Here is a 23,008-nt window from a genome sequence, read left to right as displayed (position 1 = left end):
CGCCTCATCACAGGATTTACCATGCCCCGTTACGACAACATCCCTGAAATCGCCCCCAGCCTCGACGGCAAGGGCCTGCGCGTCGGCATCGTCATGTGCCGCTTCAACATCGACGTCTGCGAAGGCCTGCTGTCGTCCTGCACGGCCGAGCTGCAGCGCCTTGGCGTGGCTGCCGGAGACATCACCATCGCCACCGTGCCGGGCGCCCTCGAGGCCCCGCTGACCCTGCAGGTGATGGCTCGCAGCGGCCGCTTCGACGCCCTGGTGGCCCTCGGCGCGGTGATCCGCGGCGAGACCTACCACTTCGAGCTGGTATCCAACGAGCAGGGTGCCGGCATCACCCGGGTCACCCTCGACACCGGCGTGCCCATCGCCAATGGCATCCTCACCACCGAGGATGACGACCAGGCCCTCGCCCGCATGCAGATCAAGGGGGCCGACTGCGCCCAGGCTGCCGTCGAGATGGCCCGTCTGCTGAAGGCGCTGGCATGAGCAACGCCATCAAGTCGCCCCGCCGCCGCGCCCGCGAGTTCGCCCTGCAGGGCGTGTACCAGTGGCTGCTGAGCCAGGCCCAGCTCACCTCCATCGAAAGCCAGATGGCCGAGGTCGGCGGCTTCGACAAGTGCGATCGGGAACTCTTCCTGGGCCTGCTGCGCGGCACCATCTCCAACGCCCCCGAACTGCAGGTGGGCTTCGCCCCCTACATCGAACGCCCGCTCAATGAGCTGTCGCCGATCGAACGCGGCATCCTGCTGATCTCCACCTTCGAGCTGATCCACCGCCCCGAGACCCCCTACCGGGTCGTCATCAACGAGGCCATCGAGCTGGCCAAGGGCTATGGCGGCACCGATGGGCACAAGTTCGTGAACGGCGTGCTCGACAAGCTGGCGGCCCGCGTCCGCGCCGACGAGGTCGAGGCCAACGCCCAGCAACGCCGCGCCGCCCGCAACGGCAACCCGGGCTGACCCCGGCCCGGCGCCGACGGTCACCCGCATCGACACGATGCCCTCCGAGTTCGCCCTGATCCGTCGTCACTTCACCCGCCCGGCCCGCCACACGGACCTGGCGGTGGGTGACGACGCGGCCTTGATCCGCCCGGCGCCCGGCATGCAGCTGGCCATTTCCACCGACATGCTGGTCGCCGGCACCCATTTCTTTGCCGACACCGACCCTGAAGGACTGGGCTGGAAGACGCTGGCGGTCAACGTCTCCGACATCGCCGCGATGGGCGCCCAGCCCCGCTGGGTGGTGCTGGCGGCCAGCCTGCCGGGCGCCGATGAGGCCTGGATCGAGGCCTTCGCACGGGGCTTCTTCTCCTGCTGCGAAGCCTTCGGCATCGACGCCATCGGCGGCGACACCACCCGCGGCCCCCTCAACCTGTGCCCCACCATCTTTGGCGAGGTGCCCTTCGGGCAGGCCATCACCCGCAGCGGCGCCCGGCCCGGCGACGACCTGTGGGTGTCCGGCACCCCCGGCCGCGCGGCTCTCGGCCTGGCACACCTGCAAGACCGGACGACACTCGCCGCCCCCTGCCTGGACGACTGCCTGGCGGCCCTGCACCGGCCCCAGCCCCGGGTGGCCCTGGGCCTTGCCCTGCGCAGCATCGCCAGCGCCATGCTCGACGTCTCTGATGGCCTGCTCGGCGACCTCGACCACATCCTTGAACTGTCGGGCGTGGGCGCCGAGATCGATCACGCCAGCCTGCCCCTCGCTCCCCTGGTGGCAGCCTGCGGTGACGCCGGCCTCGCCTTCCGGGCCTGCACCGCCGGCGGTGACGACTACGAGCTGCTGTTCTCGGCCCCGCCAGACCGGCGTGACGAACTCCTCGCCCTGCAGGACAGCCTGCAGCTTCCCCTGCACCGCATCGGCCGGCTCACCGCCGACATCCGGCAGGTGAGCCTGCGCTATCCCGACGGCCACCTCGAAAAGCTGGCGGCCAGCGGCTACGATCACTTCGGCCGCGACGCATGAAGCCCACTGCACGCTTCCTGCTGTCCGACCCGGCGCACTTCGTCGCACTCGGCTTTGGCTCCGGCTTGTGCCCCAAGGGGCCGGGCACCGCCGGCACCCTGGCCGGCTGGCTGCTCTACCCCTTCGTCAGCGCCGCCCTCAGCGACAGCCTGTTCGGCGGACTGCTGCTGGCGTCCTTCCTGTTCGGCATCCTGGCCTGCGAAAGGACCGGCCGGGCCCTCGGCGTGGCCGACCACGGCAGCATCGTCTGGGACGAGATCGTCGCGATCTGGCTGGTGCTCTGGCTGAGCCCCGACGGCCTGGCCTGGCAGGCCACGGCTTTCGTCCTTTTCCGCTTCTTCGACATCGTCAAACCGCAACCCATCCGCTGGGTGGACGAACACACCCGCGGCGGCTTCGGCGTGATGCTCGACGACCTGCTTGCCGCCGGCTACACCCTGCTGGCGCTGGCTCTTCTCGTAAGGATCTTCGACTGATGGACGCCCAACTCGAAACCCTGTCGCGCATCGTCGGCGATCACCTGCAGAGCCGCGGCTGGCGGCTGGCCACCGCAGAATCCTGCACCGGCGGCTGGGTGGCCGAAGTCGTCACGGCCACCGCCGGCAGCTCGCACTGGTTCGACAGCGGCTTCATCACCTATTCCAACGATGCCAAGGTGGCACTGCTGGGCGTTTCCCCCATGACCCTGGCCCGCCATGGAGCGGTCAGCGAGAACACCACGGCCTCCATGGCCAGGGGCACCCTCGAACGCACCGAGGCCGATGTCGCCCTGTCCATCTCGGGCATCGCCGGCCCCGGCGGCGGATCGGCCGACAAGCCGGTCGGTACGGTCTGCTTCGGCTGGGTGCGCACCGGGGAAGCCCCCCAGACGGCCACCTGCCGCTTCGACGGCGACCGGGAGTCGGTGCGCCGTCAGGCCGTCATCTTCGCCCTGGAAGAACTGCTTCGCCGCTATCGCTGACAGGCATTTTCCGGAGAACAGGCCAGCAAGGGTGGACCTCTCGCAATAACTGTATAAAATAACAGTTATGCGCAAGCATGCTCCGTACCCGGCATTGCGCGCCCACCCGCACGCAAACTCTGTGCCATAATCTCCAAAACCCTTAAAGCAAGGAATACGACACATGGATGACAACAAGGCCAAGGCCCTCGCCGCCGCGCTTTCGCAGATCGAAAAGCAGTTCGGCAAGGGCTCGATCATGCGCCTCGGCGACGGCGAGGTCGAAAGCGACATCCAGACCGTTTCCACGGGCTCCCTCGGCCTCGACATCGCCCTCGGCATCGGCGGCCTGCCCCGCGGCCGGGTTGTCGAGATCTACGGCCCCGAATCCTCCGGCAAGACCACCCTGACCCTCCAGGTCGTCGCCGAGATGCAGAAGCTCGGTGGCACCGCGGCATTCATCGACGCGGAACACGCCCTCGACGTCACCTACGCCCAGAAGCTCGGCGTCAATATCGGCGACCTGCTGATCTCCCAACCCGACACCGGCGAACAGGCCCTCGAGATCGCCGACATGCTGGTCCGCTCCGGCGGCGTGGACGTGGTCGTCATCGACTCCGTGGCGGCGCTCACCCCCAAGGCCGAAATCGAAGGCGAGATGGGCGACCAGCTCCCCGGCCTGCAGGCCCGCCTGATGTCCCAGGCGCTTCGCAAGCTCACCGCCAACATCAAGCGGACCAACACCCTGGTGATCTTCATCAACCAGATCCGCATGAAGATCGGCGTGATGTTCGGCAGCCCCGAGACCACCACCGGCGGCAACGCCCTCAAGTTCTACGCGTCCGTCCGCATGGACATCCGGCGCATCGGCACGATCAAGAAGAACGACGAGGTGATCGGCTCCGAGACCAAGGTCAAGGTCGTCAAGAACAAGGTCGCCCCCCCCTTCCGGGAAACCCTCTTCGACATCCTGTACGGCGAAGGCACCTCCCGCGAGGGCGAGATCATCGACCTGGGCGTGACCCACAAGTTCGTGGACAAGTCCGGCGCCTGGTATGCCTACAATGGCGAGAAAATCGGCCAGGGCAAGGACAACGCCCGCGAGTTCCTGAAGGCCAACCCGCACATCGCCCGCGAAATCGAAAACAAGATCCGCGTGGCCTGCAGCCTGCCCGAGATGGCCGTCATCGCACGGGCCCCCGCGGCAGCGGCAGTCGAGTAAGACCCGGGCAGCCCCATGGCCGCCAGCCTTCACGAACGTGCCCTGCGTTGCCTGGCCCAGCGGGAACACTCCCGGGTCGAACTGGCGCGCAAACTGGACGGACTGGGCAGCGAGGACGAAGTCAAGACCGAGCTCGACCGTCTGGCCGAGCTCGGCCTGCTTTCCGACGCCCGCTTTGCGGACGCGTATGTAAGAGCCAAGGCCAGCCGCTTCGGCGCCTCCCGCCTGCGCCTGGAACTGTCCCGGCGCGGCGTGCCGGCGGAGCTGATCGGCGAAGCCATCGAGGACAACTGCGGCGACAGTGAGCTGGAGCGGGCGCGGGATGTCACCCGCCGCAAGTTCGCCGGCGCCCCGGCGGATCAACGGGAATGGGCCCGCCAGGCGCGTTTCCTTCAAGGTCGCGGTTTTTCCACCGAAATAATACGTAGAGTCCTGAAAGAACACCCCGGCGATGAGCCTGCTTAAAGTCAGCAACCTGCGCAAAAAGTACAAGGCCCGTACCGTCGTCCACGACGTCTCCTTCGACGTCGGCAGTGGCGAGGTGGTTGGCCTGCTCGGCCCCAACGGCGCCGGCAAGACCACCTGCTTCTACATGATCGTCGGCCTGGTGGCCGCCGACGGCGGCGAGATCACGCTCGACGATCAGGTGCTGACCCATCGCCCCATCCACCAGCGCGCCCGCCTGGGCTTGTCCTACCTGCCCCAGGAAATGAGCGTCTTCCGCAAGCTCACGGTGGCCGAGAACATCCAGGCGGTGCTCGAACTGCAGAAGCTGGACAAGACCCGCATGGCTGAGCGCCTGGACGAATTGCTCGAGGAACTGGGCATCGACCACCTGCGCGACAGCACCGCCATCTCCCTGTCGGGTGGCGAACGCCGGCGCTGCGAGATCGCCCGCGCCCTGGCCACCGACCCACGGCTGATCCTGCTCGACGAACCCTTTGCCGGCGTCGACCCGATCGCCGTGATCGACATCCAGAAGATCATCCGCTTCCTCAAGGAGAAGGGCATCGGTGTGCTGATTACCGACCATAACGTGCGTGAAACCCTGGGGATCTGCGACCGCGCCTTCATCATCAACGCCGGCGAAGTCCTGGCCAGCGGGCGGCCCGACGAGATCGTACACAACGAGCAGGTTCGCCAGGTCTACCTCGGCGAGCACTTCCGGCTCTGAGGGCCACGACGACCCATGAAGCCAAGCCTTCAGCTCAAACTCTCCCAGCACCTTGCGCTGACTCCGCAGCTGCAGCAGTCCATCAAGCTGCTGCAGCTGTCCACGCTTGAGCTCAACCAGGAAATCGAGAAGATCCTTCTCGAAAACCCCATGCTCGAGCGCGAGGAGCCCGAAGGCGATCTCGGCTCGAGCCGCATGGAGACACCCGCGCCGGTGGCACCGGCGGGCAGCGAGGCCGCACAGGAGCGGGAGCAGGAACAATCGAGGGAAGCCGACCGTGAACGCGAAGCCGATCCGGATTTCGACAATTCCGGTGAGGCCGGCGAATGGCAGGCGGCAGGCAGCGGCAGCCAGCGCGACGATGATGACGACACCGACTTCCAGGAATTCCAGGCGGCGGTTCCGTCGCTGCGCGACCACCTGGACTCCCAGATCTCCCTGACCCCCCTGTCCGACCGGGACCGCGCCCTGGTCCGCTTCCTGGTCGAGGCCCTCGACGACGACGGCTACCTGAGCCAGGATCTCGAAGACCTGCTGCCCCTGCTGCCACCCGAACTGGAATTCGAGCTGGACGACCTCAAGATCGCCCTGTGCCAGATCCAGAGCCTCGACCCGGCGGGCATCGGCGCCACCGACGTAGCCCAGTGCCTCGGCCTGCAGTTGCAAACCTACCCCCCCAGCGACGCCCGCGAGCTCGCCCGGGCCATCGTCGCCAACCACCTGGAACTCCTGGCCGCCCGCGACTTCCTCAAGCTCAAGCGGGCGCTGCGCTGCAACGACGAGGCCCTGCGTGAGGCCCACGCCCTTATCCTGAGCCTCAACCCCCGGCCGGGCGCCCAGTTCTCCCAGGCCGACACCCGCTACGTGGTGCCCGATGTGGTGGTACGCAAGCTGCGCAACAACTGGGTGGTCAACCTCAACCCGGACGCCATGCCGCGGCTGCGCGTCAACCAGCTGTATGCCCAGATCCTGCGTGACAACCGTGGCGCCAGCGGCTCCCTGTCGAGCCACCTGCAGGAGGCACGCTGGCTGATCAAGAACGTTCAGCAGCGTTTCGAAACCATCCAGCGTGTCTCGCAAGCGATCGTTGACCGCCAGCGCCAGTTCTTCGATTATGGCGATGTGGCAATGCGCCCGCTTACCCTGCGGGAGATCGCCGAGCAGCTGGATCTACACGAATCCACCGTCTCCCGGGTGACCACCCAAAAGTACATGGCCACGCCGCGGGGCATTTTTGAATTCAAGTATTTTTTCGGCAGTCACGTCGCCACCGACAGTGGTGGGGCCGCTTCCTCGACAGCGATTCGGGCGCTGATTCGCCAGCTCGTGGGAGCGGAAGACAAGAAGAAACCCTTGTCCGACGCGAAGATTGCCGAGTTGTTAGGCCAGCAGGGTATCGTGGTGGCTCGCCGGACCATTGCAAAATACCGCGAGTCGCTCGATATTCCGCCGGTCAGTCTGCGCAAATCCATCTGACAGAAAGGTAACAGTCATGAACCTCAACATCACGGGGCATCACGTCGAAGTCACGCCGGCCATCCGCGAATACGTGTCGACCAAGCTCGACCGCGTCATCCGGCATTTCGACAACGTCACCAGCGTCGGCGTGATCCTCTCGGTGGAGAAGCTGCGTCAGAAGGCCGAAGTCACCGTGCACGTGCGCGGCAAGGACATCCACGTCGAGAGCGAAGACTCTGACATGTATGCCGCCATCGACACCCTGACCGACAAGCTGGATCGACAGGTCCTGAAGTACAAGGACAAGACCGGCGACCACGGCCATGACTCGCTGAAGCAGCACCTCGCCGAGTCCTGATCGTCCGCACGAGCAAGACCCTTTTCCCCGGGACCGTTGTGGCTATAATGCGCCCCAGTTGACACAACGGCCCCGGCGGCACCGCCTCCGGATCCCGGAATCGCACCTCACCGGAAACCTGTATCGGCCAGGCCGAATGCAGGAGAATCCATCAATGAATCTCATCGCCAAACTCCTGCCTCCGGCCAATGTGGTCGTCGGCCTCGAGGCGAGCAGCAAGAAGCGTGCTTTCGAGCAGGCCGGACTGCTGTTCGAGAACAATCACGGCATCGGCCGCAGCACGGTCTTCGACAGCCTCTTTGCCCGCGAAAAGCTGGGGTCCACCGGCCTGGGCCAGGGAATCGCCATTCCTCACGGCCGCATCAAGGGTCTCAAGGATGCCCTCGGTGCCTTCATCCGACTTGCCGAGCCCGTCCCCTTCGACGCCCCTGATGGTCGCCCGGTGAGCATGCTGTTCGTGCTGCTGGTACCCGAACAGGCCAACGAGCATCACCTGCAGCTGCTCTCCGAGCTGGCCCAGATGTTCAGCGACCGCCCCTTCCGCGAACAACTGATGAGCGCCCCGGACGCACTCGCAGCCCACGCCCTCTTCGCCCAATGGGGTAGCGATGCGCCAGACAACGGTAGCCCGTCTGTTTGACGACAACCTGGAACGCCTGAGGCTGCGGCACATCTGCGGCAGCCTCGAGACCCGCATTTCGGTCTCGGAAGACCGCATCTGGCCTGCCGACATGGTCGGCCACCTCAACCTGATCCACCCCGACCGCCTGCAGATCCTGGGCTCCTCGGAGGTCGCCTGGGCACGGCGCCAGACCCGCGAAAAGGTCATCCATCACGTCAGGGAAATCCTTTCCTACGCACCGCCGGCCCTCATCGTCGCCGACGACGAGGACATCCCGAGCATCATCCGCACCCTCTGCGCCAACGAGGATGTCGCCCTGTTCGCCAGCCCCCTGCCATCGGCGAACGTCATCGACAACCTGCGCAGCTACCTCTCCCGCAAGCTGGCAGAGCGGGTGGCCTTGCATGGTGTGCTGATGGACGTGCTGGGCCTCGGCGTCTTCATCACCGGAGACTCCGGCGCCGGCAAATCCGAGCTCGCCCTGGAACTGATCTCGCGTGGACATGGCCTGGTGGCGGACGACATCGTCGAATTCTCGCGCATCGCCCCCACCGTGCTCGAAGGGCGCTGCCCGGAACTGCTCCAGGACGTGATCGAGGTCCGCGGCCTAGGCATCCTCAACATCCGCACGATCTTTGGCGAAACCGCCTGCCGGCGGAAGATGAAGCTCAAGCTGGTGGTGCACCTGCAGCGGCGCCAACCGGGTCAGGAAGACCCTTTGCGCCTGAGCCACGACATGGAGCAGCAATTCATCGTGAGTGTGCCGGTGCGGCGTGTCGTGCTGCCGGTGGCAGCCGGCCGCAACCTGGCCGTACTGCTCGAAGCCGCGGTACGCTCGACCATCCTGCTGTTGCGCGGAATCGACTCCACCCAGGAATTCGTCGATCGTCAGCGACGGGCCATGGAGGAAGGTTTCTAGGGGTCTTCATCACGGCAGCACACTATTTAACCCGAAGTCCGGCGATCACCCCCTGACCGGCGGTCAACGCCGTGCAGGGTGCGCCGTTTATGATGCTGTAGCCGTTCCCGCAATCGCCCTTACGAGGAGTGACCTGATGAAAAAACTGATCCTGAGCGTCGCCGTGACCCTGCTCTCCGCCAGCCTGGCCCCCGCGGCCCTGGCCGCCACCGGGCAGCAGAACAAGATGAAGGAATGCAATGCCTCCGCCGCCGACAAGAAGGGCGACGAACGCAAGGCATACATGAAGGAATGCCTCTCCGCCAAGCCTGCCGCCAAGCCCACCCAGCAGGAAAAGATGAAGTCCTGCAACAAGGAAGCCGGCGAAAAGGCCCTGAAGGGCGACGAACGCAAGGCCTTCATGAGCGGCTGTCTGAAGGGCTGAGAGCCCCCACATCCAGCACCTCCCCCCGGGAGGTCCGCGAGAAAAAGGCCGCATGCGCGGCCTTTTTCATTTGGCTCGGCCGGTGAAGGCTCAGGCGAGGGCAAAGGCCACCGCGTCGGACATGTTCTCGGCCGGCGAGAAGCCACAACCGATGTGCCCCTTCTCACCCAGAATGAACTCATCCCGCTTGATGCATAGCTCGGCACGCCCCTGCTCGAGCAGGTAAGTGCCATTGGTGCTGGTGTCCGCCAGGTAGAAAAGGCCACCGCGCAATTCGATGCGGGCATGCTGGCGGGACACGCGGGGATCCGGGATCACGATGTCATTGCCCGTCTCGCGCCCGAAAAGCAGTGTCGGATGGGCCGCGTCGATGCACCAGTTGCGTCCGCGGAAACTCACATTGAGGGTCTTGTGGGCCTGGATCGCATCGAGGCGCAGTTCGGCAGGCGTCGGCGGCGGCGCTTCACCCAGTTCGAGGGCAGGAAAGGGAACGCCGCCCTCGTTGTCCCCCAGGCGCCCCAGCATGCGGCGCATGGATGGCGACAAGGCCTGACCGAAACCTTCGGAGACGGCGATGGTATCGGGGTTCTGGCTGGAGACCAGCCAGGCGGCAAGGGCTTCCGGCTTTTCAAGCGCACTCTCGGCATCCGCCTCCAGCACCACCCCGGCCCGCAGCACCAGCTTGATACCACTCATCGGCGGCAGCGCCCGGACACGCTCGCGCATCTCACGGGCAGCCAGCAAGGCCGAATCCGCATCGGCGAAACGCGCCACCACCACGTCCGTCCGGACCTGCAGGTCGGTCGCGGCGTAAGCCTCGGCACAGCGGGACATGCGGTTCAGGCAACGCTCAACGGCGTAGCCTGCCTCCGCCCCACCCAGCCGGACGGCCAGCCGGTCGCCTCCCGCGACATCGGCATACACGAGACTCGGGGCCTGGACACGCTCATTCATGCTTGCGAACTCCGGCAATACCTGGCGACCCGTCCGGGACGGGTCATGGATGCTAGCCTTTCCAGATTCCGATCGGAATCGCATCGCCTGCCACAAGCTCGGCAGGCAGATCGGGGGCGTCGAAAACAGTGTCACCCTGCTCAACATTTGTAGCACAGGAGACACCACGGAAGTCAAAGAGCTCGTTATCCGCGAGATGCGAGGGCACCACGCTCTTCAGGGCGTTACCGATCGAATTGACACGGCCGGGGAAGCGGGCATCCCAGTCCCTCAGCATAGCCTTGATCTGCTTGCGCTGTGCATTCTCCTGGCTGCCGCACAGGTTGCACGGAATGATGGGATATTCCATGCCCCGTGCGAAACGTTCGATGTCTTTTTCAGAGCAGTACGCCAGCGGACGGATGACCACGTTCTCACGGTCGTCACTGACCAGCTTGGGCGGCATGGACTTCATCTTGCCAGCGAAGAACATGTTCAGAAACAGGGTTTCGATCATGTCGTCGCGGTGATGGCCCAAGGCAATCTTGGTGGCTCCGATCTCTTTTGCAGTGCGGTAAATGATGCCGCGCCGCAGCCTCGAACAGAGCGAACAAGTCGTCTTTCCCTCGGGAATTTTTTCCTTGACGATCTTGTAGGTGTTTTCGGTGACGATGCGGTATTCCACCCCGAGGGATTCAAAATAGGCAGGCAGCACATGATCCGGAAAGCCGGGCTGCTTCTGGTCCAGGTTCATCGCCACGATGCGGAAGTCGATCGGCGCCCGCTCCCGCAGGGCCAGCAGGATGGATAGCAGGGAGAAGGAGTCCTTGCCGCCGGAGACGCAGACCAGCACCACGTCGCCGTCCGAAATCATGTTGTAGTCCCCGATGGCCTCGCCGACCTTGCGCTCTAGAAATTTCTTGAGGCGCAGGAAGGTGTTTGAATGGCGCGACTCCTTTTCCGGGACGTCTGCGGTCGGGAGATCGGCAACTGCCACTGCATGTTCCATGTTGTTCCAGTATTCGAAGATTATAGTTCGTCCGGGTATCACCCCATCCGAATCAAGTGTTAAAGAATCTATAGGTGGGCGCTGCGCCCGCCGTCCACCGCGAGGATCTGACCGGTGATGTAGGGCGCCTCCAGCAGCAGGAAGACCACGCTGCGCGCAATGTCCGAGGGAGCACCAACCCGCCCCAGCAAGGTATGCCGCACGATGGCATCACGCTCCTCGGGTGGAAACTGGCCGTCGTCCGGCCATTCGATGGCCCCCGGCGACACCCCATTGACCCTTACCTCGGGCGCCATCTCGAGCGCCAGGGCGCGGGTCAGACCCAGCAGGCCCGCCTTGGCGGCGCAGTACACGGGATAGCCCTTGAGCGGACGCTCCGCGTGGATATCCACGATATTGACGATCCCGCCGCGGCTCGCCCGCAGATGGGGAGCGGCGGCCTGGGCCAGAAACAGCGGCGCCTTGAGGTTGGAACCCATCAGGTCGAACCACGCCGCTTCGTCTATCTCGCCCAGGGCGGTCGGGAAGAAGCTCGAGGCGTTGTTGACCAACCCGTCCAGCCTGCCGAAGGCTGCCACGGCCCGCTCCACCAGGCCCGCCAGCGCAACGCTGTCGAGCAGGTCGGCCTGCAGGACCCGCGCCGAGTCCGGCCGCCGGGCATTGAACTCCGCCGCCAGCGCCTCGGCCTCCGCCCCGGAGCGACGGCAGTGCAGGACCAGGCTGGCACCTGCAGCATGCAGGTGGCGCGCAATCTCGGCGCCGACACGGCGGGCAGCACCGGTAACCAGGACGACGGGAGCGGAAGCTTCGGACTTCATCTGTTCAGGAATGGGACATCAGCCAAGGGATTGCAATGATACGGTGCGTCGGCCCCGCCGGGACACCTGGCTGGACGGGTAGAATGCGGGCTTTTCCGCGCACGCATCCCATGAAGCTCCCCCAGCCCTCGCCTGAAGCCCTTGAACAGAGCGACCGCCTGGTCGCCCGGCTGAACTCGCTGATCGACGCCGAGGGAGGCTGGATCTCGTTTGCCACCTACATGGCGGAAGCCCTCTACGCCCCTGGCGTCGGCTACTACAGCGGCGGCGCCCGCAAATTCGGGCCCGGCGGCGACTTCATCACCGCCCCGGAACTCACACCCCTGTTTGGGCAGGCGCTTGCCGCACAAGTCCAGCAGATCATGGCCCTGTCGGCGCCCCATATCATCGAAGCCGGCGCCGGCACCGGCCTGCTGGCCGCCGACCTGCTGCTCGAACTTGAACATCGCGGCGCCCTGCCCGACAGCTATGCCATCCTGGAGGTGTCCGGCGAGCTGCGCGAACGCCAGTTCGACACCCTGGCCCGGAAGGCTCCCCACCTGGCCAGCCGGGTCAGCTGGCTGGACGGCATGCCCGAGCGTTTCTCAGGCGCCCTGGTGGCCAACGAGGTCCTGGACGTGATGCCCGTCCACCTGATCGCCTGGCGCCCCGAAGGCATCTTCGAGCGCGGCGTGGCCAGAGCTGAGGCAGGGGGCTTCGCGTGGGCCGACAAACCGGCTGCCGGCAGGGTTGCCGAGGCCGCCGCAGCCCTGGAGATCCCCCTGCCGGAGGAGGGCGAGTACGTCAGCGAGCTCAACCTGGCTGGCCGCGCCTGGATTGCCGAATGGGCCGCGCGCCTCGAAAGCGGGGCCCTGCTGCTGGTGGACTATGGCTACCCACGGGCCGAGTATTACCTCAGCAGCCGCAGTACCGGCACCCTGCTCTGCTATTTCCGGCACCACGCCCACGGCGACCCCTTCCTGTGGCCGGGGCTGAACGACATCACCGCCTTCGTGGACTTCACCGCGGTGGCCGAAGCCGGCTTCGAAGCCGGCCTGGATGTACTGGGTTATGCCGACCAGGCCAACCTGCTGTTCAACTGCGGGATCCTGGAATGCCTGTCACGGCGTGCCCCGGAAGAAGGGGCCGACTACATCCGGGCCGCCAAGGCCGTGCAGCGCCTGACCGGCCCGCACGAGATGGGAGAACTGTTCAAGGTGATCGCCCTCGGCCGGAACATTGACCAGACACTGATCGGCTTCCTGCGCGGCGACCGGCTCCACACCCTGTAAACGCCTGAACCCCTGCGAACCGGCCCGTCACAGGCCCGGCGGCAGGGTGCTCACATCTACTCCTGGTAGAGATAGACTGCGCTCAGGAAGGCGTCCACATCCGTCGGTACAAAATGCCGCTCGGGCGTGCTGGCGGGGATTTCCTGCAGACCGAGGGCCAGCTCGGGCGGCAGCGGGTTGGCATTGAGCACTTCTTCGCCATAGGCCAGACCGACATCGTCTTCCGGGTCGGTATAGGTGCGGGCACCACTTTCCATGTCCATGCAGATCACCATTTCGGCCTCCGTTCGGGGTGGGGGAGCAGTCCCCCTGGGTTAACTTAACGGCGGCAGCCTTCGAAGGTTGAAGGAAACTCGGCCGACGCTCCGGGGAGTGGTCCCCGGAAACCTGCCTCGTGCGTGATTCAAGAATGGGTCAGCCCGGCGCTGTCGGCAATGACGAAGGTCACACCGCCAGATTTTTTACAACAATATTACAAATCCAGCGTCTTCAACCAGGCCACGATGGGGTCGGCAGCCTGTTGCCAATCCGACTCCATCATCATTCCATGGCCCAGCCCCGGCAGGATGAGCGAGTCCACCCCATAGCGCTGGGCCGTCATGCGAACCTGCTCGGGCGGTATCAACACGTCGTGCTGGGCCCCCATCACCAGCATCGGCGGCAACTGCATGCGCGACACGAAGGGCAGGTCGAACAGGGACATGTCCCAGATCGCCCGGTGGGATTCGGGCTGGCAGAGGTGGTAATAGCGCTGCAGCCGCTCCAGTTCGATGGCTTCATGGAAGAGCGCATGGCGCAGGGTTTCCATCTGCGGCTGGCCTCCCCCCATGATGCGGTTCAGGTCACCGAGCAGGCCCGGCTTGGAGAAGGCCAGGCCGAAGGCAGACCCCAGCAGGCCTTGCGGCGGAACCGAGGAAATCAGCACAACGGCGGGAGCCGAGTGCTTCTCCAGGTATTTCTGGACCACCATTCCGCCCATGGAATGACCGATCAGCACCGGCGCAACGGGCAGCTTCCCGACCACCTCGGCCACGTCATCGACGTAGTCGGCAATGGAGAAACTGTCCAGGTAGGCCCCTCCACGGCTGCCGCCATGGCCAGACAGGGAGACCGCGTAGGAGGAGTATCCCTTGCTGGCGAAATACTTCAGGAAATACTCGTCCCAGCACCATGCCCCGGTGTAGGCGCCATGCACGAACAGCAGGGGCGTCTCACAGGACGGAACGGAAGGGGCACGGCAGAGAACTTCCAGGTCACCAAAGCGGGATCGATTCATGCGGCGGCTCCGCATCCGGCCGGGCCGGCGGAGGTGACAACGAGGGCGAGGATCATGGGCTGTTCTGGGGTTATGGTGTTATCGGTACAAGGTACCGTACCCGCTGCGTGCGGCAAAGCACAAAAGTCGCCGAATGAGGTGCATCCGCGTTTAAATTGAGGGTTTGTACCCAGGCAGGTAACCGGAAATGCTCAAGTGGCTGCTCGCCATCGTAGTAATCGCCGTCGTGTCGGGATTCGGTTCCAGCCTCAGGACCCGGCGCTGGCGCCTGGGCCACCTGCCCGGCGACATCCATTTCGACCTCTTCGGGCGGCACATCCACATCCCGCTGACCAGCACCCTCCTGCTGTCCCTGCTGGTGGGGCTGCTGATCCGCTGGCTCTGATCACCCCGCGGCCGCGCCCCACGATCCCACGGCAACACTCACTCCAGCGGCGCCCGCACCGCGAAGATCACGCTGTCGAGCACCACCCCTTCAAGCGACACCAGCTCGAGCACATGCCGGCCGGCCACCGGCCGCCAGGCCGTACGCAGGCCATTGCTGCCGGCCAGCCGCTCGCCATTGAGACGCCACCACGCCCCCGGCGGCGCGTGCACGGCATCGAGCATGACGCGGAAACCGGGGTCATCCACGATGGCCATGGCATCGACAAGCACCCCGTTGAGGGGATGGCTGATGCGCGCCAGGCTGCGCGGCGGGCTGACCCTGTCGGTTTCCGTCCCACGGACAAACCACTCCCTGCGGGCATTCTCGAGCGGCGGCTCGAACACCACCAGGCTGGACACCACCCCGGGCGGCGGAACCGGCCTGAGCGGCGGCGCCGCGCGGTGCAGTCCGCGCATCATCTCGTGCCAGACCTGCCCCGCCACCAGGGCTGAACTCCTGCTGCCGGAAATCCACAGCGCGAGGGTGTAACGCTCCGAAAACCCGACCGTGACGGAGTCGCGAGCATCCGGAGAGAACTGGCGGTACACAAAGGGCAGGCCTGCCCCATCCTCATCGGGCTCGACCAGCACGTCGCTGACGATGAAAGCCGCCTCAGGCCGCAGCAGACGCCGGGCCGGCCGCTCGCCCGAGGCCGGCAACCAGCGCGGCAACAGCCACTGGCCGCCGCTGGCCAGACTGCGGTAAAGCCCCGCCAGCTGCATCAGGCCCAGATCGGGCACGCCGCCACGCCCACCCTCCACCTCGGCCAGGCGCAGGCGCTCGACCAGCCCTTCGCCAAGCAGGCGCATCAGGTTGGCCGCCGGGTCGGACATACTCTCCGCCAGCGCCCGCCGCACGCTCACCCACATACGCTCATCGGGAGTGGTCGGCGCGTGATTGGCGAGAGGCTCTTCAAGGAAGCTCGCGGCCGTCACCAGACGGCGTTCGATGGCCAGGCCGTAAACAAAAGGCTGAATCAGGCTGCCGACAGGGCGCGGCGCCTGAGCCTGGTCGGTTTGGGCGCCATCCAGTGCCCCCACGTAGGCCAGGATGTCACCCGACAGGTTGTCCACCACGACGCCCGCCGCCTGCTCGCCGACGCCCGGCTTGCGCAGGGCGGCCAGCAGGCTGCGCTGGAGCTCGCCGTCCAGGGTCGTCACCAGGCGTTCCCCCGGATGGGTCAATAACAGCCGGGCAGCGTGGGGTGCCATATCCCAGCGCGGAGCGGCGGGACGATCGAGACTGGACTGGGCCAGACGCTGCACCTGCGCACAGGCCGCCGGTGCCCCCACCCGCTCGGCCAGCACGCAGGCACGCCGCCCGACCACCTCGGGCCGCGCATTGGGGCCGCGCAACAGGACCGCCAGGATCAGGGCCTCGGGTCGCCCGAGCTCGGCTGGCGTCTTGTTGAACAGCGCCCGCGACGCGGCATGAACACCCTGCAGGTCACTTCGAAAAGGCGCCAGATTGAGGTAGGCCTCAAGGATCTGCTCCTTGGTCCAGCGGGCCTCGAGGGCCTGGGCGGCGAAGGCCTGGTCCCATTTCTGGCCGATGGAACGGCGCGGCATGCCGCTGCGCCCCAGCGCCAGCTCCGGGTCGAGCAGACCGGCCAACTGCATGGACAGGGTAGACGCGCCCCGTTTGCGCTCGTACCACAGGTTGTGCCACAGAGAGCCGGCGAAGGCCCGCCAATCGACGCCGGAATGCTCGAAGAAGCGCTTGTCCTCGGCGGCCAGCAAGGCCTCCTTGAGCGCCGGGGACAGACTGTTGAGGCCCACCCATTCGAGGCGCCGCACCGTCATGTCGAGGCGACGCTCCGAGATCGGCGTGCCATCGCGTGCCAGCAGCACGGCGACCGAAGGCCTGGCCCCGGCCCGCACCTCGGCGAACGCAGGGATGGGGTGCACCGCCCAGGCAGGGCCCGCCAGGCACCACAGCAGAACAAGCAGGACCCGGGACCGGGCAGTCAGGAGCAGGACGAGGGGCAGGCGCAGGCGGGGCATGAGTGGGCGGCATTGTAGGCCGCAAACCGGCATGCCCAAGGCGGTATTACTGACGCTCTCCGGCGGAGAAACTGTCAATCTTGGTGTCCTTGTCCGATGGCCGGGCTTTCACGGCCGCCACCCGAGCCGCATGGACCGACTCGGCGATTTTCGACTTGTCCGCCAGGCCGCGGGCGATGGCCCCCGCGTCCACCCCGCGCACGGCGGCCAAGGCATCCAGCAGATGCTGCTGCTGCGGATAAGGCCGTGCCTCGAAGCCGGCCCGCCCCCGGGCATCACAGACGCAGGCGTCGAGCATGGCCACGAAGCGTTCGGGCCGGCGGAGGCCGTCGCAACGCTCGATCAGCTTGACCATGGTTTCCGGCCGCAGCTGCAAGGCCTGGTGCACGATGCCATGCTCGCGGGCCGTCATCAGGGCCAGATCGCGGCAGTCGGACGGGCTCTTCAGGCGCTCGCAGACCTGGCGGGCCAGGCGTTCGCTGGCGGCCTCATGGCCATAGTGATGCGGCAGCACATGGCCGGGCGTGACGCCTTTACCCAGGTCGTGGAGCAGGCAGGCAAAGCGGACAGGCAGGGGATGACCGGCCTGCGCCGCCGCATCGATCACCAGCAGCGCGTGGATCCCGCAGTCGATCTCCGGATGGTGCGCGGCCGGCTGGGGCACGCCGAACAGGCGGTCGAACTCGGGCAGCAGGCGGGCCAGCGCGCCGCACTCGCGGAGCACCTCGAGCATGCGCGAGGGGCGCGCCTCCATCAGGCCTTTGGCCAGCTCCTGCCAGACCCGCTCGGGCACCAGGGCATCGACCTCCCCGTCCGCCACCATGGCCCGCATCAGCGCCAGGGTCTCCGGGGCCACCCGGAAATCGGCGAAGCGTGCCGCAAAGCGCGCCAGCCGCAGGATGCGCACCGGATCCTCGGCAAAGGCCGGGCTCACATGGCGGAACACCCGCGCGGCCAGATCGGCCTGCCCGCCATACGGGTCCACCAGCTCACCGTCGGGCCCGCGGGCCATGGCATTGATGGTCAGGTCGCGGCGCGCCAGGTCTTCCTCGAGGCTGACCGAGGCATCGGTATGGAAGACGAAACCGGCATAGCCCGGCGCAGTCTTGCGCTCGGTGCGCGCCAGAGCGTATTCCTCCTGGCTCCGCGGGTGCAGGAATACCGGAAAATCCTTGCCGACCGGCCGGAACCCCTCGGCCAGGAGGGCCTCCGGCGTGGCCCCGACTACGACCCAGTCCCGGTCCTTGACGGGTTGCCCCAGCAGTTCGTCGCGGATGGCTCCGCCAACGCAGTAGATCTTCACGGACGATGCACCTGGAAAGCGGCGTAGCGGGAACGCTTGTTGGCCTTGCCCAGGTAAGCCGGCGCCACGGCCTCGAGCGGAGTGGGCTCCCGTCCCCAGGGCTGGGGCGGCCCCTCGGCCACGTTCGGCGCCCGCATCGACAACACGTTGTCCCGGCTCATCAGCTTCATCGGGAGCATCTCCAGGAAGCCTGCCTGCAGCATCGCCAGCCCTTCGGGCAAGGGCAGTACCGGACGCCGGAAACCGGTCAGGTCGCCCACGTACTCCACCAGCTCGCGCAGGGTGTACTCCTGCGGCCCGGCCAGCTCGAAGGTCTGGCCACAGGCATCCACCCGCTGCAGGCTTTCGGCCACCACCGCCGCGACGTCCTCCACGTACACCGGCTGGAAACGTGCCGTGGCACCGCCCAGGGGCATCACTGGAAAACGCCGGAGCAGGCTGGCGAAGAGGTTCAGGAAGCTGTCGCCCGGCCCGAAGATCACGGAAGGACGCAGGATGGTCCAGGCCACCTCGGGGCTGCCGGCCCGGATCGCCGCCTCCCCGGCTGCCTTGGAACGCTGGTACTCAGAAGGGCCGTCGGCACGCGCACCGAGGGCACTCACATGCACGATCCGCCCGACCCCGGCCTCCCGGGCCGCAGCAACCAGACGGGTGGGCAATTCCACGTGGGCACGCGCAAAGTCGGGCCCATAGGGTACGCCCGACCGCGAATGCAGCACCCCCACCAGGCTCACCACGGCATCCACCCCTTGCATCAGGCGGGTCAGCGCGGCCGGATCGAAGACATCGGCCTCCACGACCTCGGCGGTGGGCAGGGTCAGCAAATGACGGGCACGGTCGAGGCGACGGGTCGGCACGATGACCCGCAGGCCCTGCTGGACCAGGCGACTGGCCACTGCCGTCCCCACAAAGCCACTACCACCAACGACAAGCACTGTTTGAACGGGACTCATGACGGGATCCTCCAGGGTGGTTCTGATGACACAGAGTGGGGCAGGTCGAAAGAATTCCCGCGACCCCTCACCTTACTCCAGGCCCGCCCCCGGTGCCGGACTCCCCATGCCCATGTTCGAGGTATCCCCGTTGGTCGCGGCAATGGTACCGAGGCGCGCCTTGAGGGACGGCGCCCGCCCTTCGAAGAGCGCACCGTAGATCACCGCGTTGGCCATCACCTTCTTGACGTAATCGCGGGTTTCGCCGAACGGGATGGTCTCGGCGTAGATGGCGCCCTCGAGGGGCTTGGCGTCCTTCCAGCGCTTGGCCCGGCCCGGCCCGGCGTTATAGGCGGCGGAAGCCAGCACCGGGTGGTTGTCCAGCCCTTCCAGCACCATCCGCATGTAAGTGGTGCCGAACATCACGTTGGTGTCCGGATCCCGCAACCAGCCCACGTTGTAGCCCTTCATGCCGAGCTTGCCGGCAATCCACTGACCGGTGGACGGCATGATCTGCATCAGCCCCTGAGCCCCGACACTGGAGCGGGCGGCCGTCACGAAACGGCTCTCCTGGCGCATCAGGCCATACACCCAGGCAGAGTCCAGGTCGCGGCTCTTCGCATTGGGCTCGATCCGCTCCCGGTAGGGCGACAGGTAACGGAGGCTGTAGTCGTGCTCGTTGCGGGTCTTGTCGGCGGCATTGATGGCCCGGTCGTAGATCCCCAGCTGCAAGGCAATCTGGGCTGCCGCCAGCAGGAAACGATCCTCCTGGTTGCGCAGGCTCCAGTTCCACTCGCGGGTGCCTTCGGTGCGCATGTCCAGGCGGAACAGGGCCAGCGCCCGCTGCAGGCCGGGCGTCTGACGGGCCTGCTCGAGCTCGTCCGGGCTGATGGCGCGCGCCTTGCTGGGCAGGGTGAAGCCACGCCCCTGCTCCTCGTCAGCGAGGATGCTGTAGAAGGTCGGGTGGCCGCCGATCCGCTCGAACTCGCGCCGCGCCGCCTCACGGTTGCCCGCTGCCTGGTAGGCCCGCCCCAGCCAGTAGGTCCATTCCGGCAAGGCCCGCTGCGCGGCGGACATGGCCTCGACCGTGGATCGGACGGCACGCCAGTCGCCGGCGCGCAGGGCAGCACGCACGCGCCAGGCGGCCTGCTCCTCGATCAGAGGCGTATCGCCGGCCGCCTTGAACCACTCATGGGCTTCCGGGACCAGTTTCGCCGCCGCCTGCCAGGCGATCTGGCCCAGCGCATAGCCCCGTTCGGCGGGAGAAAGACGCTCGTCGAGCCGCGCATAGCGCAGGTAGGCCCCCATCGGATCGTCCCGCGACAGGCGCGCCAGCGCGATCAGGGCCAGCTCGCGGCCAGTCCGGCTCGCTGCAAAATTGACCGGCAGCCGGTCCAGCCAGGTGGACGGATTGGCCCCCACCTTGTCGAGGTCGGACAGGGCCGGAGCCTGGTCCGCCGGCAACCACCCAGCCACTGCGCGGGCGCCGCTGAAGCGCTTGACCTCCATCAGGCGACGCACCCGCCCCCAGATCTCATCGGAATTGACACGACCATCGCGGACCAGCGCCTGCAGCACCGGAATGCAGCTGTCGGGCGTGTCGAAAAGGGTGAACCACAGCGGGCGCGCTTCGTCGAGGACGGCCCCATCGCCGTTGGAGAGACGGGCCTGGAAGTGGTAGCAGCGCAGATCCTGCTCCGGCTGCTCCATGAACGGGAACTCCGCTGCAAAGCTGCTCCACTCGCCGCGCTTGCCGAGGGCCCGCAGCCAGTCGCCACGGAGCCTTTCCGCCAACCAGCTGCCGGCCTGCCGGCCCAGGAAATCACGGATGCGGATGGTATCGGCCTCGCCGGTCGGCCGGGCCACCAGGGACGCCAGCAGCCAGTATTCAGGATAGGGGTCGAGCGCATGCCCGGTGGGTGCGGCCTGCTGCAGCAAACGGTTGCGGTCACCGCTGCGCGCGGCATCTCGGGCCAGCAGAATGCGCTCGTCACCCGGATCGCCCCCGGCCGGCATCGCGGCCCACAGCACTGCCGCCAGCACGGCCCACACGCTATTCTTGAACACCTTACGATTTGCCACGCTCTACGCCCTTACGCCTCAGCCCTTACATCTCTTTACGCCCTACCAAAATGCCGCCGGAGAATAGCATAGTGCCCCTGCCCTTCCCCCACTCCAGCCCCGATTCCGGCAAGGAAATTGCTGCACTGCGAAAATCATTGCGGGAAGCACGCATCGCTGCCCGTGAAGCCCTTCCCGAACATGCCCGCCAGCATCACTCCAGACTCATCGAAACCCATCTCGATGCGCTGATCGCCCGGCTTGCGCCGCAACGCCTGGCCTTCTGCTGGCCCTGGCGGGGCGAGGTGGACCTGGTGGCGTGGGTTGGCCGCTGGCTGGCCGGCGGTGCGGCCCGCGAGGCCGCCCTGCCGGTGGTGGACGCACCCGGCCAGGCGATGCGCTTCCTGCGCTGGTACCCGGAGGCGGTCATGGAGCGGGATCATCACGGCATTCCAATACCCGCGGAGGCCGCGGCCCTGACCCCGGAGCTGGTCCTGATTCCGCTGAACGTCTTCGACCGGGCCGGCTACCGGCTGGGCTATGGCGGAGGCTATTTTGACCGCACCCTGGCGGCCCTGCGGCCAGCCCCGATCTGCGTCGGGGTGGCCTTCGAACTGGCCCGCGCGGATACCGTCCACCCCCAGGACCACGACCAGCCGATGGACTGGATCGTGACCGAGGCAGGTGCCGAAAAGGCGCTCAGCGCGTGACCGGGCGAACCCCCTGCAGGGGGCTGCCGAGAATGGCCGAACGGATCACGTCGATGGCGCCGCTGCGCGGATAGGTGACCCGCCAGGCCAGGGCGATCCGCCGGAAGGGCTCCGGCGCCTCGAAGGGGCGCACCGTCAGCAGGCTGTTGCCGCCGGGCAGCGGGTCGGCCGCGCTGCTCGGCAGCACCGTGATGCCGGCCCCGGTGGCCACCATGTGGCGGATGGTCTCCAGCGAGCTGCCCTCCAGGGTGCGCTGCAGGCCCTCACCGCTGCGGCACATCGGGCATACCTCCAGCACCTGGTCACGGAAGCAGTTGCCGGCCCCGAGCAGCAGCAGAGGCGCCTCGGCCAGGCGCACGGCGGAGATGCTCTCGTCCTTCTCCCAGGCATGGCCGGCCGGCATCAGGACCCGGAAGGGCTCGTCATAGACCGCCTGCGTGACGATGCCCGGCTCCTCGAAGGGCAAGGCCACCACGATGACGTCCAGATCACCACGCTTGAGCGATTCAGCCAGGCGGGCCGTGTAGTTCTCCTGGATCAGCAGGGGCATGGAGGGCGCAGCCTCATGGACCCGGGGAATCAGGTGGGGCAGCAGGTAGGGCCCGATGGTGTAGATCACCCCCAGCTTGAGCGGCCCCGACAACGGATCGCGGCCAGCGGTGGCGAGCTCCTTGATCTGGCCGGCCTCGAGCAACACCTTTTCGGCCTGAGCCACGATGCGGGCTCCGATGTCGGTGATCTTGACGTCTGCCGCACTGCGCTCGAAGAGCGTCACCGCGAGTTCGTCCTCGAGCTTCTTGATCGCCACCGACAGGGTCGGCTGGCTCACATTGCAACGCTCGGCCGCATGGCCGAAATGGCGCTCCCGGGCCAGGGCGACAAGATAGCGAAGATCGGTTAACGTCATCGGGTCACCCCTGTCTGCGATAGAGATTAACTATACATCGCCCATGCCGAAAGCACATGACGCGCTGCACCGACAGCCTAAACCACCCCCTTGTACTCCCGGCCACCGCCCCCATTTCATCGCCAGACCGCCCCAAGACAAGAGCCCCTGAACCCGCAAGCCACGCAGCAGGCAGCGCGGGGGGACCTTTCATCGCCGGGCCGCCCCAAGATGAAAGCGCCCCCTTGGGGGGCAGCGAACCGCGCAGCGGCGAGCGTGGGGGTCTTTTTG

General features: G+C 66.6%; 26 protein-coding genes. 16 read left to right on the top strand and 10 right to left on the bottom strand.

The window, feature by feature from the left end; all coding sequences use genetic code 11:
* Window positions 1-21: 21 nt before the first annotated feature.
* The 13 genes from ribH to HHL15_RS10980 all read left to right on the top strand — a co-directional run bounded on the left by ribH (window position 22) and on the right by HHL15_RS10980 (window position 9,088).
* Entirely contained in the window at window positions 22-492 is a 471-nt protein-coding gene (gene ribH, locus HHL15_RS11040) for a 6,7-dimethyl-8-ribityllumazine synthase (RefSeq protein ID WP_169145813.1), read from the top strand.
* Window positions 489-965 (top strand): transcription antitermination factor NusB, encoded by a 477-nt coding sequence (gene nusB, locus HHL15_RS11035; RefSeq protein WP_169145812.1) that lies wholly within the window; start codon window positions 489-491, stop codon window positions 963-965. The genes ribH and nusB overlap by 4 nt, the downstream gene beginning before the upstream one ends.
* Window positions 966-1,002: 37 nt before the next feature.
* On the top strand, window positions 1,003-1,971 hold the full coding sequence (thiL, locus tag HHL15_RS11030) for a thiamine-phosphate kinase (protein WP_169145811.1): 969 nt from the start codon (window positions 1,003-1,005) through the stop codon (window positions 1,969-1,971).
* Window positions 1,968-2,447: a phosphatidylglycerophosphatase A family protein gene (locus HHL15_RS11025; RefSeq protein WP_169145810.1), complete on the top strand. Its 480-nt coding sequence runs from the start codon at window positions 1,968-1,970 to the stop codon at window positions 2,445-2,447. The genes thiL and HHL15_RS11025 overlap by 4 nt, the downstream gene beginning before the upstream one ends.
* Window positions 2,447-2,932 (top strand): nicotinamide-nucleotide amidase, encoded by a 486-nt coding sequence (gene pncC / locus HHL15_RS11020; RefSeq protein ID WP_206198716.1) that lies wholly within the window; start codon window positions 2,447-2,449, stop codon window positions 2,930-2,932. Before HHL15_RS11025 ends, pncC begins: the two co-directional genes overlap by 1 nt.
* A gap of 163 nt (window positions 2,933-3,095) precedes the next feature.
* The gene (gene recA, locus HHL15_RS11015) at window positions 3,096-4,133 is read left to right on the top strand and encodes a recombinase RecA (RefSeq protein ID WP_169145809.1); all 1,038 of its coding nucleotides are present in this window, start codon (window positions 3,096-3,098) and stop codon (window positions 4,131-4,133) included.
* A gap of 15 nt (window positions 4,134-4,148) precedes the next feature.
* Complete coding sequence (gene recX / locus HHL15_RS11010) at window positions 4,149-4,598, top strand: recombination regulator RecX (protein ID WP_169145808.1); 450 nt, start codon at window positions 4,149-4,151, stop codon at window positions 4,596-4,598.
* Complete coding sequence (gene lptB / locus HHL15_RS11005) at window positions 4,585-5,307, top strand: LPS export ABC transporter ATP-binding protein (protein ID WP_169145807.1); 723 nt, start codon at window positions 4,585-4,587, stop codon at window positions 5,305-5,307. The genes recX and lptB overlap by 14 nt, the downstream gene beginning before the upstream one ends.
* A gap of 15 nt (window positions 5,308-5,322) precedes the next feature.
* Entirely contained in the window at window positions 5,323-6,783 is a 1,461-nt protein-coding gene (locus tag HHL15_RS11000; RefSeq protein ID WP_169145806.1) for an RNA polymerase factor sigma-54, read from the top strand.
* Window positions 6,784-6,799: 16 nt separating this feature from the next.
* Window positions 6,800-7,123, top strand: a complete 324-nt coding sequence (gene hpf, locus HHL15_RS10995) for a ribosome hibernation-promoting factor, HPF/YfiA family (protein WP_169145805.1) — start codon at window positions 6,800-6,802, stop codon at window positions 7,121-7,123.
* A 154-nt stretch (window positions 7,124-7,277) separates the two neighbouring features.
* A complete protein-coding gene (gene ptsN, locus HHL15_RS10990; RefSeq protein WP_169145804.1) occupies window positions 7,278-7,763 on the top strand; it encodes a PTS IIA-like nitrogen regulatory protein PtsN in 486 nt (161 codons plus the stop codon).
* Window positions 7,732-8,664, top strand: a complete 933-nt coding sequence (hprK, locus tag HHL15_RS10985; RefSeq protein WP_169145803.1) for an HPr(Ser) kinase/phosphatase — start codon at window positions 7,732-7,734, stop codon at window positions 8,662-8,664. Before ptsN ends, hprK begins: the two co-directional genes overlap by 32 nt.
* Before the next feature lie 136 nt (window positions 8,665-8,800).
* Window positions 8,801-9,088 carry a PsiF family protein gene (locus HHL15_RS10980; protein ID WP_169145802.1) on the top strand — a complete coding sequence of 96 codons (288 nt, stop codon included), beginning with the start codon at window positions 8,801-8,803 and terminating at the stop codon, window positions 9,086-9,088.
* Window positions 9,089-9,178: 90 nt separating this feature from the next.
* Here the strand turns inward: HHL15_RS10980 and HHL15_RS10975 are convergent, their stop codons facing one another.
* The 3 genes from HHL15_RS10975 to HHL15_RS10965 all read right to left on the bottom strand — a co-directional run bounded on the left by HHL15_RS10975 (window position 9,179) and on the right by HHL15_RS10965 (window position 11,848).
* Window positions 9,179-10,042, bottom strand: a complete 864-nt coding sequence (locus HHL15_RS10975; protein WP_169145801.1) for an FHA domain-containing protein — start codon at window positions 10,040-10,042, stop codon at window positions 9,179-9,181.
* 52 nt (window positions 10,043-10,094) lie between these two features.
* A complete protein-coding gene (ttcA, locus tag HHL15_RS10970; protein ID WP_169145800.1) occupies window positions 10,095-11,030 on the bottom strand; it encodes a tRNA 2-thiocytidine(32) synthetase TtcA in 936 nt (311 codons plus the stop codon).
* 68 nt (window positions 11,031-11,098) lie between these two features.
* Entirely contained in the window at window positions 11,099-11,848 is a 750-nt protein-coding gene (locus HHL15_RS10965) for a pteridine reductase (protein WP_169145799.1), read from the bottom strand.
* A 110-nt stretch (window positions 11,849-11,958) separates the two neighbouring features.
* Between HHL15_RS10965 and HHL15_RS10960 the strand changes: the two genes are divergently transcribed.
* Entirely contained in the window at window positions 11,959-13,119 is a 1,161-nt protein-coding gene (locus HHL15_RS10960; RefSeq protein WP_169145798.1) for a class I SAM-dependent methyltransferase, read from the top strand.
* A gap of 56 nt (window positions 13,120-13,175) precedes the next feature.
* Here the strand turns inward: HHL15_RS10960 and HHL15_RS10955 are convergent, their stop codons facing one another.
* Entirely contained in the window at window positions 13,176-13,382 is a 207-nt protein-coding gene (locus HHL15_RS10955) for a hypothetical protein (protein WP_235943345.1), read from the bottom strand.
* A 209-nt stretch (window positions 13,383-13,591) separates the two neighbouring features.
* On the bottom strand, window positions 13,592-14,395 hold the full coding sequence (locus HHL15_RS10950) for an alpha/beta hydrolase (RefSeq protein WP_169145796.1): 804 nt from the start codon (window positions 14,393-14,395) through the stop codon (window positions 13,592-13,594).
* A 187-nt stretch (window positions 14,396-14,582) separates the two neighbouring features.
* Here HHL15_RS10950 and HHL15_RS10945 point away from each other — a divergent pair, with 187 nt between their 5' ends.
* On the top strand, window positions 14,583-14,780 hold the full coding sequence (locus HHL15_RS10945; protein WP_169145795.1) for a DUF2905 family protein: 198 nt from the start codon (window positions 14,583-14,585) through the stop codon (window positions 14,778-14,780).
* A 38-nt stretch (window positions 14,781-14,818) separates the two neighbouring features.
* Here HHL15_RS10945 and HHL15_RS10940 read toward each other — a convergent pair whose 3' ends face one another.
* The 4 genes from HHL15_RS10940 to HHL15_RS10925 all read right to left on the bottom strand — a co-directional run bounded on the left by HHL15_RS10940 (window position 14,819) and on the right by HHL15_RS10925 (window position 21,142).
* Window positions 14,819-16,825 carry a transglycosylase domain-containing protein gene (locus tag HHL15_RS10940; RefSeq protein ID WP_169145794.1) on the bottom strand — a complete coding sequence of 669 codons (2,007 nt, stop codon included), beginning with the start codon at window positions 16,823-16,825 and terminating at the stop codon, window positions 14,819-14,821.
* A gap of 46 nt (window positions 16,826-16,871) precedes the next feature.
* On the bottom strand, window positions 16,872-18,128 hold the full coding sequence (locus HHL15_RS10935; RefSeq protein WP_169145793.1) for a multifunctional CCA addition/repair protein: 1,257 nt from the start codon (window positions 18,126-18,128) through the stop codon (window positions 16,872-16,874).
* Window positions 18,125-19,081 carry a complex I NDUFA9 subunit family protein gene (locus HHL15_RS10930; RefSeq protein ID WP_169145792.1) on the bottom strand — a complete coding sequence of 319 codons (957 nt, stop codon included), beginning with the start codon at window positions 19,079-19,081 and terminating at the stop codon, window positions 18,125-18,127. Before HHL15_RS10930 ends, HHL15_RS10935 begins: the two co-directional genes overlap by 4 nt.
* A gap of 72 nt (window positions 19,082-19,153) precedes the next feature.
* Window positions 19,154-21,142, bottom strand: a complete 1,989-nt coding sequence (locus tag HHL15_RS10925) for a lytic transglycosylase domain-containing protein (RefSeq protein WP_328825025.1) — start codon at window positions 21,140-21,142, stop codon at window positions 19,154-19,156.
* Window positions 21,143-21,213: 71 nt separating this feature from the next.
* Here HHL15_RS10925 and HHL15_RS10920 point away from each other — a divergent pair, with 71 nt between their 5' ends.
* The gene (locus HHL15_RS10920) at window positions 21,214-21,831 is read left to right on the top strand and encodes a 5-formyltetrahydrofolate cyclo-ligase (RefSeq protein ID WP_328825024.1); all 618 of its coding nucleotides are present in this window, start codon (window positions 21,214-21,216) and stop codon (window positions 21,829-21,831) included.
* Here HHL15_RS10920 and HHL15_RS10915 read toward each other — a convergent pair.
* Complete coding sequence (locus HHL15_RS10915; protein ID WP_169145790.1) at window positions 21,821-22,738, bottom strand: hydrogen peroxide-inducible genes activator; 918 nt, start codon at window positions 22,736-22,738, stop codon at window positions 21,821-21,823. The two genes, HHL15_RS10920 and HHL15_RS10915, sit on opposite strands and share 11 nt — an antisense overlap.
* Window positions 22,739-23,008 lie beyond the last annotated feature (270 nt).

Origin of the sequence: Zoogloea dura, from assembly GCF_012927165.1 — a bacterium.
Classification (GTDB): Bacteria; Pseudomonadota; Gammaproteobacteria; order Burkholderiales; family Rhodocyclaceae; genus Zoogloea; species Zoogloea dura.
Note: the sequence above shows the minus strand (reverse complement) of the source record. Positions and strands in the feature narration are given on the sequence as shown.